Origin of the sequence: Bacteroides sp. Ga6A2, from assembly GCF_000702225.1 — a bacterium.
Taxonomy (GTDB): domain Bacteria; phylum Bacteroidota; class Bacteroidia; order Bacteroidales; family Bacteroidaceae; genus Ga6A1.
Genome location: NZ_JNKX01000030.1, coordinates 1 through 17,949, shown reverse-complemented (window position 1 = coordinate 17,949; position 17,949 = coordinate 1). Strand labels below are relative to the sequence as shown.

Genomic DNA, 17,949 nt, shown 5'->3' with positions numbered 1-17,949 from the left:
TAAACTACCCTTCGGAAAATAACTGTAACAACTGTAACTGTAACGGTTTTTGAGTTGAAAGTTGAAAATTGAATTTTTTTGAATTCATAATTCATAATTCAAAATTCAGAATGGGAGAGGGGCGGGTGCCCCTTCTTGCGTTGATTAGGGCTTATATTGCAAGGCGTTCTGATGTAGGGCATCTCTGCGCTGTGAAGTTTAATTCTGAAGGGCGCGTTTGCTTTATGGTTATCTTGGGTCTAAAAACAATCCTTCTTTTGCAACGATATTTTGGAGTTCTTCTTTTGGAAGAGTGCATGCAACATAAAGATAGTAATCGTACCCAAATTGAATTTTGAATTTGTGCTCTTTGTCACCTAATTCTACATAGATGTATTCTCTTAAAGCCAAGCGGACGATATCTGGAATCTCATTTGGGTGTATTCTCTTTTTTACTTCCAAAAGAGGTATTGACTGTAATAAGGGAGAATCAATATCGTGGAATTTTGAGTCTTGAATACTCTCGATAATATCGGCCTTGTCTGCCTCCAAGTATCGTATTACGACAAACTTGCTTTGTACCGCCTTCATAATTGAAAGAATTACGTTTATATGTTGTTGTTCAACCCTTAAATATTCCTCAATTGTGAATTGTTTGCCGTTGAAATATTTTCCGACTTCACATCTGCTTGTCCATTCATCAGCAGTATATATTCTGTTTTTGTAGTTCTTCGGACTGTATTTTAGTATCTCGTGCCAAGCCATGGTTATAATGTCTTATGTTTGTTTTTTAGCAGGGGTTTGCCTTGGGTGATTGTTATGCTTATTGAGTCGGCTTTTAGGGTGCCGTCGCTGTTGAAGGTGAGGGCTGCAATCATCGACTCTTTCGACTTTGGGTTCTTTTGGTCGAAGACGAAGTTGCCGATGCTGTAATATACGGGCATCCGTCCGATGGTGTCGATAGGTTGCAGCACATGCGGATGATGTCCCACAACGGCAGCCACGCCAGCCTCGGAGAGTTTGCGGGCAAGAGCCCTCTGGCGAATGCTTGGGTATGGCTGGAACTCAACACCCCAATGCAGCACCACCACTATGTGTGTGTTGGAATGATGGCGTTTGTAGTCTTTTATGGCCTCGAGCAACTCGTCTTCGGTAGGCTGGGCTATGCCCGGCTTGTTGTCAATTCTGCACCAGTTTTCGATTATGAGTGTTGTGGCGTTGAATATTGCCACCTTTATGCCGTCTTTTTCTATTTCAGCAGGTGTCATCTGCTGTCCGAGGTTGTTGCCGTAGCCCAGCGGCTCTATGCCGGCTTCGGTAAGGTGCTGTGCCGTGGCCTGAAGTCCGCGTCTGCCTTGGTCGTTGGTGTGGTTGTTTGCCATGGCTGCGTGTGTTATTCCTGCCTTCCGAAGGTCTTTAGCCCATCGTGCGTCGGCCCTGAAGATGTACTTTTTGTTTACGGGCGAGACGGTATCGGTTAGGGGACATTCGAGGTTTGCCACAACGGCATCGGCTTGGCGGAAAAGGGGCGTAACATCGTCGAAGATGTAGTCTATGCCTTTGTGCTCAGCCATGTGGCGTACTCCGCGGTCGAGCAGCACGTCGCCGGTAAACATTATGGTTAGCGATGAGTTGTCGGCTGCCGGAGGCGAACAGGACAAGAGGGTGAGGAGTAAAAGGGGGAAACACTTTTTTAATTGAAAGTTGAAAATTGAAAATTGAAAAGGGGCAAATTCATAATTCATAATTCACAATTCATAATTGGTGGTTGGCAATGTTTTGAATTCATAATTCATAATTCAAAATTCATAATTGGCGGTTGGCTTTCATTATTCATAAACTACCATTCGAAAAATAACTGTAACAACTGTAACTGTAACGTTTTTTTTAATTGACAATTGACAGTTGACAGTTGACAATGTTTTTGAATTCATAATTGTCAACTGTCAATTGTTTTTATTTGTTAGCAGCCGGAACTGTAGAATGTTTCTTCGTTTTCCTTTATTTTTTTGTTGATGATGAGGGGCTGCATCCATACAGGACGTGCCGGAGTATCGTCTTTCTCAAGGCGTTGCTGCCATTCCTCGTCGGTATAGCGTTTGTTGAGTGGATTGACGAATTCGTAGTAACTGAAGGTTGCGCCTCTGGTTAGGTATATCTTGCCGTTGATAACCACGTTTACATATATTATGTCGGCGTTGCCTGTAGCCTCGGAAAGTATTCCGCATTTGTTGCAGCCAAGCACGTTGCGCGTAAACACGTCGGCCACGAGAGCCACGGAGCGGTCTGCTCCCTTCACCTCGTCCCAACTGCCAAGGTTCGAATAGGGGTCGATTACGCTCAGGGTGAACCATTCGAGCGAACTGCCCATAAATTTTATGGTGTTGTATTCGTCTTCGTTTAGCGTCTTGCCAGCCAGTTCTTTCTTTGTTATTTTTATGCAGAAGTCCATATAGTCGTCAAGGGACGAGGTACGGCTTTTCAAGTCCTCGCTCATGAGACCGTTCTTTGTGAGTAGCGATGATGTAAGGCTGAGCATCTCTTTCATCTTCAGCCAGAAGTCGAGGTTTGGTTCAATGTATCCCACGCGTATAGGCTCGGGGAACTCGCATCCGTCGCCACATTCTGCGCAGATAGGCTGCTCGGCGTAGAGAATGGCATCGTGCTTCAGTTCTGCCCATGATGCCAGCCCTGTGTTAAGGTTCTTGCGCATCCACGATGTTGTCTTCATATAGTCGGGATAGTCTTTGTTTGGCTTCTGAAGTTGCACGAGACATTCCATCCACTTGTTGTACATAGACTTGTCCCAGTCGGCAAACGTAGCCATCTTTGCCTTCATCTTAGTCATCTCGTTGGTGTATCCCTTCCATTTCTCGTCGTCTTGGTAGTACTCGTCGTTTATCTTGTCGGCGGCATCTATGCCGAAGGCCGAGAACACGTGCAGGCCGCGAGGGAAAGGCAGGTTGGAGTTGGCCTTTTCGTCGAACATGCGGCTAAGCACATATCCGTCGGGGGTGTATCGTTGCGGCATGAAATTGACCTTGTTCTCGCAGCCCTCCTCGGCAATCTTTGAAGTGATGCGGTTGCGTGTCTTGAAGAGCGTAGACAGGCGTGCGTTGATGTCCTTTAGGGTTGCGGCATCGGTAACCTTGTCGGGCGATGAGATATTCTTTGAGGCGAGATAGTCGGCAACATCGATAACAGCCACGTTGTCGGGTTCGCCCATCAGGAAGTCGAGAGTCTTGTAAACGCCCAGTCCCTCTTTTGCCACGTTGCGGTCTATGTGGTTAAGCAGATATGCCATCATGGCAGCCTGCTTTACCGTCTCCTTCTGCTCGCTGCAGAATGAGAATGTCTGTAGCCACATCATGCTTCTGAAATAGTGTTTAGAGACTTCGTTGCGTGTATAGTGTCCGCGAGGCTTGAAGAGGTCGTAAGGGAAATTGATGTCCTTCTGCATCATGGCAGACATGGCCTCCTTCTCGTTGAGTATGTTGGCTACCTCCTGTTCGGCTTTTGAGGCGTATGCCTCGGGAATGTCGAGCCGTTCGCCTGTGAGCAGTCTGTTGGCTACCGCGAAGTATGCGGCGTTAAACTCGGCAAGGTCTTTTACTTCGGCATTGCCTGTGCTGTTGGCTATGCCCATTGCCTTGTGGTACATGGCTTCGTTAAGTGCCTTTATGCGGGGGATGAACGAGTTTTTCTCTAACGATTTAAGCACATACGAGAAGTACATGTGGTAGGCCTGAAGGAACACGTCGGTGGTGATGTAGTTTGGCATTCCTCTGTATTCGTTCTGCTCGTAGATGTTGAAGAGTTGTTCGTTCTTTGATGGTATGATGCAGAAGTTATGGTGTGCCAGATGGTTCAGGAAGGGCTTGTTCACCTCCTCAATCTGGAACATGTTAACCGTCATGGCCGGGTTTGCCAGTTTCAGGCCGTCAACGTCGGTCATCTGATGTTTCTTGAGTTCGGCTATACGTGCGTCTATGCGTCTGACGAACGCCTTCTCCTCTTCGGAAATGCCAGCCTTGTCGAAGTTGACAAGTGCCTCGTAGTTGTTGTGTTCGAGATAGTCGTAGCAGCGATCGTGGTACCAGTTGGTCTTGTTGTAGAAGAATTGGTTGATGTCGTCTTCCATGAACCATACGCCTCTGAGTGCATACGGATAGTGGCGCAGTATTCTGAGTTCCATCATCGTCATGTCGCTGATGTCCATATCAAGGTCGATCTTGTCGGGCAGGAGACTGTCGGTAACGAGGAACGAATGAGGGTTGTAATCTACGTTTATAGTGCCGATGGTGTCGTCGGCAATGTCTTGCTTCTTGCTTGTGCTTGAGCAAGATGCGATAAGCAAGGCTGTTGTAGCTAAAAGAAGTATTTTCTTCATAATTATGACTTATTGTTTGTTTTCTTTGTTTGTTATATATCGTACGAACTTCAGTCCGAATCCGTATTGCCGGTAGAGCACCTCGATGGTGTCGCCGTTATTCTTGCGTTCCCACGTGTGTATCATGTTGGGCATGGTGTCGGTCTCGACCTTGAAGTCGATGAGTGGGCATCCGACCCTTGAGCCGAGCCATAGCGGACGTATGTGCGTGCCTTTGTAGAGATGGAAGATGAACAGGCGTTTGTCTTTCTCGCGGCGGTATCTTGTTGCCTTTACCGGTCCGACGATAATCTCGGGGATGCTGTCGCCCGTAACGTCGCCGCAGGTGAAGCGGTAGACGGGGTAGTTTAACGTCCACGAACTTACGATGCTGTTGCCTCTTACATGCTCAATGCGGCTGGTCGAGGGGGATGTGGCTACGAGTCTTATTGTGCCCTCTGCCGTGGGGCTGTGGTATATGCAGGTGGCGGAGTCTTGCTGCACGAGTGTGTATGCTGGCTGGCTTTCGTGCTGGCAACCGAAAAGAAGAAGAATTGACAATGTTTTGAATTCATAATTCATAATTCAAAATTCATAATTCACAATTCATAATTCACAATTCAGAATTGTCAATTGAAAATGTATTGTTAATTGAAGATTGGCTTTGGGTGAAAGTTGTTGAAGGGGCTGAGTTCATAATTGATTGATATTTGTTTTTTCATTATTGGATACAAAGGAAGTATTTTTTTTGTTATTGCAAAAGTTTTTTTGAGAAAATATTGTTTTTAGGAGTGGTTTCTTGCTTTCTTTAATTGTGCTTCTTTTTTTGCTTTTCTGTTATATCGTGGCGCGGCATTTTTGGGGGCTCGTTTTTTTTGGGGGGGCTGATGGCGATATGCTCTTTTTCCGAAGGCTGTTTGGGGGTGCGTTATGATGAAACGCTTTCGAGGGGGCTTTTAGGTTGATACGGGGAGGGGGACTTGTTTTTTATGCCGAACTTGCGTATTATAACGAAAGGGCGGATAGCAAAATAATCCCCGTTTCTTTTATATTTAAGAAGCGGGGATTGTCTTATGGGGTTAATAACGAAGAGGTTATTTTGTTGCGAACCTGATGGTCTCTAACGTGCAGATGGATTTTTCTTTGGTTGCCGAAGAGAACAACAGGTAGACGGCGTGCTTGCCGGTAAGATTGCTTACGCTGTCGAGTTTGACGGGCTGCTCGGCGGAGGTCTGCGGCATATCGGGGGTTATCTTCAGCGAGCCGACGCACTTGCCGCATTGCTGTGTCCACGGACGGTCGATATAGACATCAATCTGTCCTTCAATGCCTTGCGGAATCATACCGAGGAGGAGGTAGACATCTTGCTTGCCGTTGAGCCCGTTGAAATTGAAATACTTGTAACCAACGATAGAGCCGTCGGTATTGTTTACAACGGGGTTGATGTTGTTTTTGAGGGCGTAAGGCTCTTTTAGGTTTGACTCGGGCGTGGTGCCGTATGCTGCGGCTACGTATGAGCCGTAGAAGGTGTTGTTGGGCCATTCATGTACGGCGGGCTTTGGTCCGGTGTACCAACAGCAGATGCCGGCAGGGTGTATGTCGAGCGGGTTGAGGCCTTCGGTGCTGAAACCTTCTGACGTGTACTCGCCTTCGGAGATTGTAACCTTGCCGCCTTTGCCTTCCTCTACGGTTACGCTGATAGGGGCAACCATAGCCTGACGTGAAAATTCGTTCAGGCCATTCTGACGGTGGTAAAATACCCACCATTTGCCGTTGATTTCGCAGATAGAGCCGTGGGTGTTGCCGCTTACGTTGGCCGAAGCGAACACTTTGCCGTCGGGGTCTTTCTCGCGGGCGCGGCCGTCGATGATAGTGCCGCCGTATGTCCACGGGCCTGTTGGGGTGTCGCTGTATGCGTAGGCGAGTGTGTAGTTGGAAGTGGGCAGCCCAAATTCGCCGTCCTTGGTGAAACGGCTGTAAATGAACACGTATTTGTCTTTTATTTTGCGGATGGATGAGGCTTCAAAGAAACGGAAATCGTTGTCGTCCTTGTCTTCAAAACCGCCAATCATTCTTACGGTTACTTTTGTTCCTTTCTTGACTGTTGCCATCGTTTCGGGGTCGAGTTCGGCAACGTGCGATGTGCCGAATCCCCAATAGCCATACACCTTGCCGTCGTCGTCGACGAATACCGCCGGGTCGAATTTCAACACGCCGTTGGTGGTATCGGGGTTGGCTTTGTCCCAGTTGATAACCTCGAACGGACCGTCGGGGCGGTTGCTCTTGGCTACCATTCCGTTTCTGCCGCCCACTTGGTTGTTGGGGTAGAGATAGTATGTCTTTTTGCCGTCCTTCTCCACCATTGTAACGTCGGGCGCAAAGAGGACGTCGGCTTCCTTCTGCGGTTCGCCCTTGCCGTTTTTGTCTACCTTTAGTATTACGCCGTCCATCCGCCAATGATTGAGGTCGTTGACGTCTGCCGACCATACCACTTGGTCGCGTCCGCAGTAGTTTTTTACTTCGATGTCGTGCGAGCCATATACATACACGCGCTTTTTGCCGGGGTTGTCGGGGTCGTCGAAGACGTAGGGTTCGCCGTCTGGAATGTGGTCCCACAACGGGATGTAGGGGTTGCCGATGGTTGTGAGCGTAGCCTCGGGCGCGTTGAAGTTGGTGGCCTGCTGGCTGCTACATGCGGCGAGAAGCGTGATGCCGCCAAGTAATAATAATGTCTTGCCTTTCATACAATTAAGATAAATTAGGATATTGGTATTTGTAAAATTACACTTCGGGGACAAAGGTAGTAAATTCTTTTGAATTCATAATTCAAAATTCAAAATTCATAATTCAGAATTGGCGGTTGGCTTCATTAATTCATAAACTACCATTCGAAAAATAACTGTAACAACTGTAACTGTAACTCTGTTCAATTCATAATTCAGAATTCAAAATTCAAAATTCAAAATTGGCGGTTGGCTTCATTAATTCATAAACTACCACTTAGAAAATTAACTGTAACAACTGTAACTGTAACTCTGTTCAATTCATAATTCAAAATTCAAAATTCATAATTGATAATGTGTGGGGGAAATTGATAATTGTGAATTGTGAATTATGAATTGTGAATTCTTAAAGAAGGTCATTCTCTTTCCCGGTATTCTTTTGGAGTTATTTGGGTGTATGTTCTGAAGTAGCGGGTGAAGGCGGTTTGGTCGGAGAAGCCGAGTTCGTCGCTTATCTGCTGTATTGTCATTTCGGGGTGCTGCCTAAGCAGATATTTGCTTTGTATTATTACATAGCGTGCAATCCATTCGCCTGCGCCTATGCCTGTGGCTTGCCGTATAACCCTGCCAAAGTATTTGGGCGACAGACATAGTTGCTTGGCATAGAAGCGAACCTCGCGACTTTCGCGATAATGTATGGCTATGGCTCTGTGAAAGCGCGAGAGCAGTTGCTGTACGGGCTGCTCGTCTTGCAGCGTCATCGCGCCGTTCTCGCGTATGAAAGTCTCGGTCATGTCGGCCAGAATGTCCATTTGCTCCGCCATAAGTTCGTCGCGCTTTGGGTGCTTCAGTAGGCTTATGCTGTTTAGCAGCCTGAAGCAGGTGTATATGGTATCGAACTGGAAGCCGTTAAGTTTGAAAGATGTGTTGTAATGGTATTCAACGTGATAATGCGCCGGATGCATCTGCTTTATGTACTCCAAGAACCTTGCCGAGATGACGAGGAGCGTAGCCCTGTAGTCGGGGCTCACCTCGTGGGCATACAATATGTGGTTGGGAAAGATTATTGCCGTTTCGTGCCTGCGGAACTCAACCGGGTGCATGTCGTATTCTGCCCGCAGCCATCCGCTGTGGTTAAGGGCTATGACGAGGTAGGGCGAGATGTAAGGCTCGCCATATACCGGCATGTCCGTTACGTTCTCGAGCACCGCCAGTCCAACCTTTTCAATCTGCTCAGCCATGTTTGCAAGAGGATGTTTGAATGTAGTCATAAGTGGAAATATAGATGTTTGTATAACTGTCTTCTGACTGAATTATTATGCTTTATCCGACTTTTTGTCAAACATTTCAATCTTTACGGGTTTATGCGAATGAAGAATGTTTTCTAATTTTGGCCTCTGAAAACCGGTTGGTTGAAATCGGATATAAGAATATATATGTAAGAATTGAATGATAGAAATTTTTAAATCAATTACAATGAGAAAAGTTTTGCTGACATTATTGATGGCGGTAGGAGTACTTGTTGCCCGTGCTGACGGCTATGCCTACCTTACCTTCGAGACTGCCGACGGAGCGAGGGCTTCGGTTGCGGTAGAGTCGCTTGCGCTGAGCATAAGCGGCACAACACTTACGGCTGGCTCGCAGTCGTTTAACCTGTCGAACCTTACCAAGATGTACTTCTCTAATGCCGATGAGACTACGGGCATAGAAGAGGTTACGGACGCAACCCTTGACGAGGCTGCCGAGATTTACGACCTTCGGGGACGTACTGTTTCGAGAGAGCAGATGAAGAAGGGCGCGTACATTGTAAAGACAAAGCAGAAAACCTATAAGATTGTGGTGAGATGAAGAGGGTATATGCACTATTAACGCTTGTGATGCTGACGATAGCAGCCGCAGGCCAGACGCTTAACGTGAGAGTGGGTAGCGTAGTATATCAGTTTCCGGCAGACCAGACAGGCGAGATGACATATTCGGGCGGAACTACGCTTACCGTTATGGGCAAGACATTTGCCCTTGCCGAGATTACCAGCATGACGGTAGACAACACGAGCGTTACCGACGGAGCGGTAGGCGTTACCTACAACGGCACATCGGCAACGGTAAGGGTGGCAGGCAACGTGGCGCAATACCTTACGCCAACGGTGAGCGGGGCACACGTGTCGATAGTACAGAGCGAGAGTCTGGAATCGGAGGTTACATACACCCTCGACGGCACGTCGGCCGACGGCGAGTTCTACATGGAAGGCTCGTACAAGGCAACGGTAGAGTTTAACGGTGTGACGCTTACCAACACAACGCCCGTATATAGCGGCGCGGCCGTGCATATACAAAACGGCAAGCGCATAAAGGTAAAGGTGGTTACCGGCACTACAAACACGCTTTGCGACGCAAAGGACGGCTCGCAGAAAGCCTGTCTTTACATAAAGGGACACGCCGAGTTTGCGCAGAAGGGCACGCTTAATGTGGCTGGCAACGTGAAGCACGGCATAAAGACCGGCGAGTACATGACTCTGAAGAATGCTGCCATAAACATAACATCGGCCGTGGGCGACGGCATATCGTGTGCCGAATACTTTGCTATGGAGAGCGGAGCGGTGAGCATAGCCGGAACGGGCGACGACGGCATACAATGCGACTTGGACGGCGAGGCTTCGACTGGCGAGACTACCGACCACGAGGAAGAGGACAGCGGTAACATATACATAAGCGGCGGAACGCTGAACATATCAGTCTCGGCTGATGCTGCCAAGGGCATAAAGGCAGGCGGCGACCTGAGGATAAGCGGCGGCGAGATGACCGTCAAGACAACCGGAGGCGGCGTGTGGGACACCGACGACAAGTCGGTAAAGGCCTCATCGTGCCTTAGTTCGGACGGCAACACCATTATAAGCGGCGGAACGCTTGGGCTTACAAGCACGGGCGCAGGCGGCAAGGGCATAAACTGCGACGGATCTCTTACGGCTACGGGCGGAACGGTTGTGGTAAGGACATCGGGCAATGCCGTGGTGGCATCGTCAAACGGCACGCTGTCGGTTATATCAACATCAAGGCAACTTGACAGTTACACGAGCGACTACAAGTCGTCGCCAAAGGGCATAAAGGTTGACGGGGCTATAGTTGTAAGCGATGCCGCCGTGATAAGCATAACCACCTCGGGCGCAGGCGGCGAGGGTATTGAGAGCAAGCAGACGGTAGACATAAAGGGCGGACAGGTAACGATAAACGCTACCGACGATGCCGTTAATGCTTCGGGCGACCTTACCGTGAGCGGCGGCTATTTGTATGCCTGCTCTACGGGCAACGACGGTCTTGACGCCAACGGCAACTGCTACATTAAGGGTGGACTTGTGTATGCCATAGGAGCAGCATCGCCCGAGGTGGCAATAGATGCAAACAGCGAGGAGCAGAAGAAACTGTATGTTACGGGCGGAACGATAGTTGCCATTGGCGGACTGGAGAGAGGGGCAAGTCTTTCGCAGTCGTGCTATTCGGCTTCGTCGTGGAACAAGAATGTGTGGTACGCGCTTACCGTTGGCGGCGATACTTTTGCCTTCAAGACTCCGTCGGGGGGCGGCACAACGCTTGTGGTGTCGGGTGCCTCAACTCCTACGCTGAAGAGCGGCGTAAGCGTTAGCGGCGGAACGGAGATATTCGACGGAGCGGGCTACGTTGGGGCAACGGTAAGCGGCGGCTCGTCGGTATCGTTATCGTCGTATACTGCCAGCAGCGGTGGTATGGGTGGCAGATAATTAAGTGGGTAATATTGAGATAATTACGAAAAAAAGTGCTATATTTGCACTCGTTAAAATTGTTTTTTTAGTAAAGATTGAATGATGAAGATTCCCTCACGCTGTGAAGCGCGGGGGAATTGTATTTTTGTATGGGATTATGGGGGCGAAAAAGTTATTATAGAGTCTTTCTTTAAGTCAAATATGGAATGTTTAGGCAATCTTATCGTGGAAAGAAAATCACATTTTCATCTGTGTAGACGGAAATGAACTGCCGGTATTTCCAAAACAATAAACACAAGTGTTTATAGGCTTGTTTCTGTTTAAGAGTTCCAATGCCTTATTCTTGAAATCCGGGTCGTTAAGAAGTATTCCATCGCGGACAGAATAGTCGGTATCAAGATTGTGTCGCGTCTTTAAAAAACTGTCTATGTATGCGGCACGAGTGCAAAGATAGAAACGGTTATTTCGTATAATCAAGCAACGATGGCGCATCCAGCAGTTTCTGAAACTGTCCTCGGCTTTTGTCTGTGTTAGTTTCTCTTCTGAAATGACGTTGCTGAATTCTTGCACTTCCTTTATATTCAAAACTATTTCATATTTCTGGGCAAGATTGCGAATTTTTTCAATCGTACTATCCGGAACTGGCATAGAGCTGTAATTTGAAATCCAAAGTTGGTCAAGACGCGAAAAATCTTCTTCCTTTAAGCGTTTGAAGAGAAGTCCGTTGCTTGTTATTCGCAGTGGCGTTTTTGGGAATAAATCCTTTATGATATTGATAATCTCGCCAAGATGAGGATTGAGCATAGGCTCGCCACCAGATATCTTGATGACATCAGGATTCAGGTTTGCTTTTACGAATGTGAACATATCGCGAACTTCTTCGGGACTGAGAAATCTCGGCTTGTTGAAGGGGGAACTGTTGCAACATTGCTTGCATTTTAGGTTACAATGCTCGCTTACGTGAACCTCGAAACTTTCGCAGTCTATTGTTCCTTGTTCGTTGATGTGATATTTTTTCCCGTCGGGAGTTTCGATGGCTTTCAGAAGAAACTTTGCACGGATTCCTAGACGACCGTCGGGAGAAGGTGCAAGCCGTATCTTGCAGTCTGGCGATGTCAGACGTGGAATGAATCGTTTTAAAAAATCTCCTTCGGAGTCATCACCAGAGTAGAATATTTCGGCTTCGAAAATGTCTTCAGCCTGAAAGCAATATCGGTATCCCTGTGGTGCCAGATTGTACATGCAGCCAAGTACTCGTAGTTTCTCGAATAAAAAGTATACTTGATTGTATAGCGACTTTGTTGTATCATCATACCATATCGTATCTGTCTGCATTATAGTGTATTTGCCGTTTTTAATAATGCGAGCACAGTAGTCTTTTGAGTCTGACATGTTGTTTTTTACATAGCGTATGCTGCTGTTATTTTTTGCCTGAAACATAAAGTATTGCTCGGCGGCATTTATCTGGTTGGTTTCGTTGCCGAACAAATCGGGCAGTTCGCTTTTGTATGTTGCAATCAACTCCGCTTTGTCGAAATCTTTTTCGATGACAATCTTTACTGGAAAATATTCGCCTTCGTGAGTGAGGGGTAATGACTTGTATGTGTTGTAGTCTGCTTTGAACAGACAACTGCTTCGTTCCCGGTCGGCATCATCGTTGCAATAGGTTTTCAGAAAGTGAAAATTGTTGTCGAGAAGAGGACGGAAAGTGTATTCGTGGTTTTTGTAGCCAAACATTTCAGCTATGCGGAAGTCGATAGTCTCGCTTATAAGAGCGTATGGCATGTCGGCATAAAAGCGAAAGTCTATGTCGTTCATCTCCTCGGCAAGTTGTCGCCCTGCATGGAAAATTATATTGTGGTCAACATGTCCGCCCACGCCAAGAGGAATGTAGCAGATTGCGTATTTCCCGCAGATGAGCAGTTCTCGCAGTTTCTTCTGTATGTCATTAAATAATTGTGTTTCTGTACATTCTTTGTGAAACATAATGGAAGAATAGTTGTAGAAACGACTGTCGCGAAAATATGAATCAGTAAAACCCATGTGTAGGGCTTTTGCTCCGATTTTTGAAATTGCGCATACATCATCTTTGCGTCGACTTTCGTAGAGGCTTCTTGTCTCAGTATTTCCTTCCGAAAAGAAAGTAGCAATTGTTACGTTGGCATTGTTGGCTATTTCATTTTTTATGTTCTGAGCCATACTAAGCAGAACATCGTCAAGATGTGGTGAGACGTATAGAATTTTTGTTTCCATGTTTTGTCTTTAGAGTTTGTAGATTAGCTTAGCTGCCTTTTGTGGACCACCAAGTCTGCAGAGTGCGTCTTTTATGGTGCGTGCTTTCTGGCAGTAAGCAGAGTTTTTGTCTAAAAGTGTTTCGAAAGCCTTTCGCCATTCCGTTGCATCAGGCTTGTTTGGGTCGAGAACGATGCCAGCCCCGGCATTCTTCATAAACATGGCTTGCAGATGCTGATCGTTGCATATTGGCAAGAGAGCGAGCGGAACGCCAAATGTCTGTGCTTCGATAACGGAGTTTGCTCCGCCGTGACTAATCATCATGTCGATATGTGGCAACAGTTGCAGTTGTGGAGTATAATGTTCGATAATGCTGTCGGCTGGGAATATGGCTTTAAATTCATCTGTGCAGAGTTCGTTTACCGAAAAGATGAGTTGTACGTTCATGTCCTTCAAGGCCTCGTATGCAGTAATGAACAGTTGTGGATTGTAATAAAGCTGGCTTCCAAGGCTCATGTAGACTTTTTGTTTGTCGGGATTGAGCTTGTCGAATGGAAAGTCCGTTTCATCACCTCGCTTAAAGTCTGTGATATTGAAAGGTGCACCTACATATTCCGAGAAGTTGTTTCCGCTTAGGTTTCGTGGGGCATACTCCTCGCAAGTGAAAACAATGTTAAGGTATGGTGAGATGACATCACTACTCTTGAATTTGATGTCATGTTTTGATTTGGCAAACAGACGTTTGCGATCAGAATCGTAAACACGCAGAGTTTCGAGCAAATCACAGTTCCAATCGTCGGGTATTACAGGGTTGAGCGAGTTGCTCACGCCAGCCCACACCAAGTTTCTTTCTTCGGCAACGATGGCTGCTGCGTAAGAAAGAGGGTCGCACACCATTATGTCGGGTTCAAAATCCTTGACGGCAGCCTCTATGCCAGCTTTTTGTCCTTCGGCACAATCTATGAGAAGTGTTTTTATCCATCGGCGCAACCACATTTTGTCTTTTACTTTCTGGGCAAACAGCTCTCCGCTTGTTATAAACTCGTCGGGAAGAACAAATTCCGGGGTGTTCTTTCCGGGCGTGTAGCACTTACAAAACAGTTTGGCAGCGTTTAGTTGTGGTGTAATATCTCGTTGTGCAAAGAATGCTACCTCTGCACCCAATTTTACAAGTTCTTGTGCTGTTCCAATAAGAGGGTTTACATGTCCCTTCTCAGGAACTGTTGCAATCAGTATTTTTTTCATATCAGTTGGTCTTTGTATTTCATGAATATTTGCAGAGCTTCCCGTGGCATCATACTATCTGCCGGAAGTGCTTTTTTAACATTTTCTCTTATTGTCGTTGCTCTTACGTCCGATTTTATTTTTGGCATTTCGCTTGGAATATTCGCAAGACGTGCCATTTTTGCATGTACGGGGTTGGTAGAAAATACAACGTTGAAATCGGGGCAGAGAAGTTTTAGTTCGGGCATATTCTCTGCAATATAGTTGTTGTATGCTACTGGAAATATCCAGAAATGCCCATTATGTCGTGCCCATAGAACGGCGTTTGTTATTTCCATACGTTGTGCCGCTGTAAGAGGATTGTCTTCAGTAAAAGACGCTTCGGCACTTGCCAAAACGACTATAACTTCATCATATTTTTCGAGTGCTTTTTCTATAATTTCCAGATGCCCATTATGGAAAGGCTGTGCACGAGTAATAAACAAGGCACGGCTTCTGTCATCCTTACTTTCGTTTGTTTGTTGAGGCTGGAAAGAGTGGAATACGAATTTTGATGGAAGTGACAGATGATATTTGCATATCTCTTTTGAAACATACACGTTATTGAACCGCGGACACAAGATTTCGAGGCGTAACAAAAGTCGGTAGGCGGGCATATTGTCGGCAAAAAGAGGAAACAGATAAAATCTCTTAGATGTTGTGCACTCAATATATTGTTTTGCCGCAACAATGCTGCTGTTTGTTGTGTCTATAGGTTCGTAAAGTTGCACAAAAATTATCTCGTCGCAGTTATTCTCTATCTTTCGGAGTTCGTTTTCGTCTGGAAGATTTCTGCCGTTGAATATGATAAGTGAGCGAAGTGGCTCGTGATAATAATTGGCAACAGTCAGAAAGCATGGCAGAAAGCCGATGTTTGTCCTCATCACGTCAAGATTGTTTATAGCCGACAGCATATATCTTACAGATTCCCTTAGAGCGAAGAAAGAAAGGAAGAATTTGTAACCATAGTTTTCGAATATCTTCCAAGCGGATGGAAAGTGACTTATGAATTTTTTCAGACATATTCTGTCTATGTTTAATTCCGTATTGCTCCCGTTTGATTTAGCTATGCGGAACCCCGACAGAATGGTATCAATTTCGGTATATCCGAGTGTTAAGTCCTCAAAGTCTATGATTCCAGAAATATCGTTTTCATTGAACAAAATGTTGCCCGGCTGAAAATCGTTGTGAACATAGTGCGGAGTAAGGTCTTTTGTTATGCGACTAATGTTGGCAAGAAGCAATTTTGCATTGGCAATAAAGTCGTTAAACCTACTATTGAATGTGGCTTCAATGCTTTTGTCGCAGATGTTGTTGCAATGTTTTATTACGGCATCAAGTTCTTCGTTAAACCGCTCTGTGTATGCAACAGAAGCATTTGTTGTATCAATAAACCGAAGGTTTTCGTTCAGTTCGTCATAGGCTTTGACAATTTTCTTCAGATCGTCATCTTTCGGAACTTCATACCATCTGTATTTTGTGTTTCCTTCTATAAAATTGTATCCGGCAATACTAAAGTCATTTAGTGGTGCTGGAAGAATTTTTTCATGATAACAGAACATGGGAACGGCAAAACTCTTAGGATTTATTATAATCCTTTTAAAGTCGTCGTACTTTCTTGAATTTATAAAAGGTGGTTCTATGCGGAATGTAATCTTTTCGCCTTTCTCGGACGTGATTATGCATATTATGTTCGAATGACCTTCGTTGTTGAAACAGACGCTTGCTACGTTAATATCGTAATAGTCCTTGATAATTTGCGGAAGCATATTTTCAAGTAGCGGAATTGCAGTTTCACGCCAATAGCTTGCGTTCTCAGCGCAAAGAATACTTGACTTCCGGTCTGTTTGTAGTTCATGTTCCATAAGTTAGTGGTAAATCGATTTATTTCTTGTTGTGAAAAACTTTTTATACTAAGTTTTTGCTTAAGAAATGTTGTTAGGCTTGCAAAGATATGATTTTTTTTGAAAAGTTCTATACTTTTTGTCACTAGTGTCTCTAAAAAAATGTTAATTGAAATCAAAGTCAATTTTTAGTTGTCCGTCATTAGGTTCTTCCATATCCTTTGGCGAGGAAAAGAGGTCCATAATGTTGTCCTTGGTAAGTAAAGAACTTCCTAAGATTCGCATTACTTGAAAGACTGGACGCCTAAGACTGAGGTCATGCTCAATAATTCCGATAAGACAGTATGTTATGATGGCAATATGTATCTGTATGCGAACTGCATTTTCGGATTCGCCCCAAAATCTTTTCACTTGAAGATGCTGTTTTATCCACTTGAAAAACAGTTCTACCTGCCATCGGTATTTGTAAAGCAAGGCTATGTCTTTGGCACTTAGATAGTAATTGTTTGTATAGTAGGTAAAACTCCGATGCAACTCAGGGGCATAATAGACAATCCTTCTAATTATGCCAGGGTACTTTTCCTTATTCTCCTTCTTCGCAAAACGAATGCTTTGATCTTTTGAGATTTGAAAGTTTTTTGAGATGTAAGAAAACAAGCGACAGAAAGCACTTTGTCCTTCTGCCGCCCCGCTTGCTTATCTATCTTTTCTGTCTCAATATTCCATTGCTGCCGGAAGTTCCTTAGCCTGAGCCACCATCTTCTCTACCTCGGCAACGGCTGGGACGCGCTGAACGAGATGCTTCTGCGCATTAACCTCTTCTAACTTGGCGTGAAGGTTGGCAGGAACGCGATGCTGCAACTCCTTTACGGTATCTACGCCGGCTGCCTCGAGCAACTCGGAGAACTGAGGACCAACGCCGTTGATGCGCATAAGGTCGGTATGGTTAGTCCAAGTAAGAATCAGTTTAGGCGAGATGCCAGTCTCTTCGGCCAGAGCCTTGCGTCCGGCTGGCTTGGCGCACTTAGCCAGCAAATCGTCGGTTGTCTTGATGCCTGCTGCAATTAACTTCTCGGCATAAACCTCGCCTACGCCTTCGATTTCTACAATCTTGTAATTCATAATCTTAAATTTTAGTAATTTGTATTAAAAGTATGTTGTTGTGGCAAAAATAGCAAACTATCTATAAAAACAATAAAAAAAAGGCTGTAACTCTGTTTTTTTAAGTTTTTTTAATATCTCTTAAAAATGTTGACTTTATGTTTTTTGTGGTTTGGCGATAGGGCGGGTTATTGCGCCCATTGGGCAGCGAGCGGAGTTGGAGCGGTATACGCGCGGTTTTATTCTTGTTGCCGAACAGGGAAATTTGGCAGAACTAAGGGGCTGCGGACTTGCCTTTTATTGCTTGTAACGGCTGCGCCGGGCGATATGATGCTTATATTCTGCTGTTTATCCCAAATCGGTCATTAGGCTTTCTCGGTGCTGTATGGCAGAGAGAAATCCTTTAGTTTTTCCCATATCGATAGGAAGGATCGTCGTGTTTTCAACGACCTGGCCAAGTACAGAATGTGCTTGTTCTTTGTCCTTCCCAGATATGCGGGTGTTGATATCAGTTCGTAGCGGATTGTCTTGAGGAACTTCTTTTTGTCGGAGTTCATCAATGCATGGCGAAACAGCGACATGAAGTTGTATGCCATGATTATGAAATTGCCGCAGGCTTCTGTCGCCCAGAAGTTGTGCGATACGAAGTCGTCTATCGAAAAATCGTATTTCAGTTCCTTGATTCTGTTCTCTGAGTCGGCCCT

The 17,949-nt window shown here is 45.7% G+C and carries 14 protein-coding genes; 2 read left to right on the top strand and 12 right to left on the bottom strand.

The window, feature by feature from the left end; genetic code table 11:
• Positions 1 to 228 precede the first annotated feature (228 nt).
• From T538_RS0108695 to T538_RS17700, 6 genes are all read right to left on the bottom strand, one after another.
• The gene (locus tag T538_RS0108695) at positions 229 to 744 is read right to left on the bottom strand and encodes a hypothetical protein (RefSeq protein WP_031536108.1); all 516 of its coding nucleotides are present in this window, start codon (positions 742 to 744) and stop codon (positions 229 to 231) included.
• A 2-nt stretch (positions 745 to 746) separates the two neighbouring features.
• Positions 747 to 1,640, bottom strand: a complete 894-nt coding sequence (locus T538_RS0108690; protein WP_231497090.1) for a CapA family protein — start codon at positions 1,638 to 1,640, stop codon at positions 747 to 749.
• Positions 1,641 to 1,942: 302 nt separating this feature from the next.
• Positions 1,943 to 4,369: a DUF3160 domain-containing protein gene (locus T538_RS0108685; protein ID WP_031536114.1), complete on the bottom strand. Its 2,427-nt coding sequence runs from the start codon at positions 4,367 to 4,369 to the stop codon at positions 1,943 to 1,945.
• 9 nt (positions 4,370 to 4,378) lie between these two features.
• Complete coding sequence (locus tag T538_RS0108680; RefSeq protein ID WP_051655981.1) at positions 4,379 to 4,930, bottom strand: hypothetical protein; 552 nt, start codon at positions 4,928 to 4,930, stop codon at positions 4,379 to 4,381.
• Positions 4,931 to 5,442: 512 nt separating this feature from the next.
• Positions 5,443 to 7,092, bottom strand: coding sequence for a family 43 glycosylhydrolase (locus tag T538_RS0108675; RefSeq protein WP_031536117.1), 1,650 nt, complete (start codon positions 7,090 to 7,092; stop codon positions 5,443 to 5,445).
• Positions 7,093 to 7,487: 395 nt separating this feature from the next.
• The gene (locus tag T538_RS17700; RefSeq protein ID WP_031536119.1) at positions 7,488 to 8,342 is read right to left on the bottom strand and encodes an AraC family transcriptional regulator; all 855 of its coding nucleotides are present in this window, start codon (positions 8,340 to 8,342) and stop codon (positions 7,488 to 7,490) included.
• Positions 8,343 to 8,547: 205 nt separating this feature from the next.
• Here T538_RS17700 and T538_RS0108665 point away from each other — a divergent pair, with 205 nt between their 5' ends.
• Both T538_RS0108665 and T538_RS17140 read left to right on the top strand, forming a co-directional pair.
• Positions 8,548 to 8,919 carry a T9SS type A sorting domain-containing protein gene (locus T538_RS0108665; RefSeq protein WP_155993082.1) on the top strand — a complete coding sequence of 124 codons (372 nt, stop codon included), beginning with the start codon at positions 8,548 to 8,550 and terminating at the stop codon, positions 8,917 to 8,919.
• On the top strand, positions 8,916 to 10,823 hold the full coding sequence (locus T538_RS17140; RefSeq protein ID WP_034538962.1) for a carbohydrate-binding domain-containing protein: 1,908 nt from the start codon (positions 8,916 to 8,918) through the stop codon (positions 10,821 to 10,823). The genes T538_RS0108665 and T538_RS17140 overlap by 4 nt, the downstream gene beginning before the upstream one ends.
• 219 nt (positions 10,824 to 11,042) lie before the next feature.
• On the opposite strand, the gene T538_RS0108655 is transcribed toward T538_RS17140, so the two are convergent.
• From T538_RS0108655 to T538_RS0108630, 6 genes are all read right to left on the bottom strand, one after another.
• Positions 11,043 to 13,058, bottom strand: a complete 2,016-nt coding sequence (locus T538_RS0108655) for a radical SAM protein (protein ID WP_031536125.1) — start codon at positions 13,056 to 13,058, stop codon at positions 11,043 to 11,045.
• A 9-nt stretch (positions 13,059 to 13,067) separates the two neighbouring features.
• On the bottom strand, positions 13,068 to 14,282 hold the full coding sequence (locus tag T538_RS0108650) for a glycosyltransferase (RefSeq protein ID WP_031536127.1): 1,215 nt from the start codon (positions 14,280 to 14,282) through the stop codon (positions 13,068 to 13,070).
• Positions 14,279 to 16,069 (bottom strand): adenylyltransferase/cytidyltransferase family protein, encoded by a 1,791-nt coding sequence (locus T538_RS17695; protein ID WP_197025813.1) that lies wholly within the window; start codon positions 16,067 to 16,069, stop codon positions 14,279 to 14,281. The genes T538_RS0108650 and T538_RS17695 overlap by 4 nt, the downstream gene beginning before the upstream one ends.
• Positions 16,070 to 16,309: 240 nt before the next feature.
• Entirely contained in the window at positions 16,310 to 16,801 is a 492-nt protein-coding gene (locus T538_RS0108640; RefSeq protein WP_051655979.1) for a transposase, read from the bottom strand.
• Positions 16,802 to 16,858: 57 nt separating this feature from the next.
• On the bottom strand, positions 16,859 to 17,266 hold the full coding sequence (locus T538_RS0108635) for a DUF4332 domain-containing protein (RefSeq protein WP_031536135.1): 408 nt from the start codon (positions 17,264 to 17,266) through the stop codon (positions 16,859 to 16,861).
• 344 nt (positions 17,267 to 17,610) lie between these two features.
• A partial coding sequence (locus T538_RS0108630) for a transposase (protein WP_031541011.1) occupies positions 17,611 to 17,949 on the bottom strand: 339 nt, incomplete at its 5' end.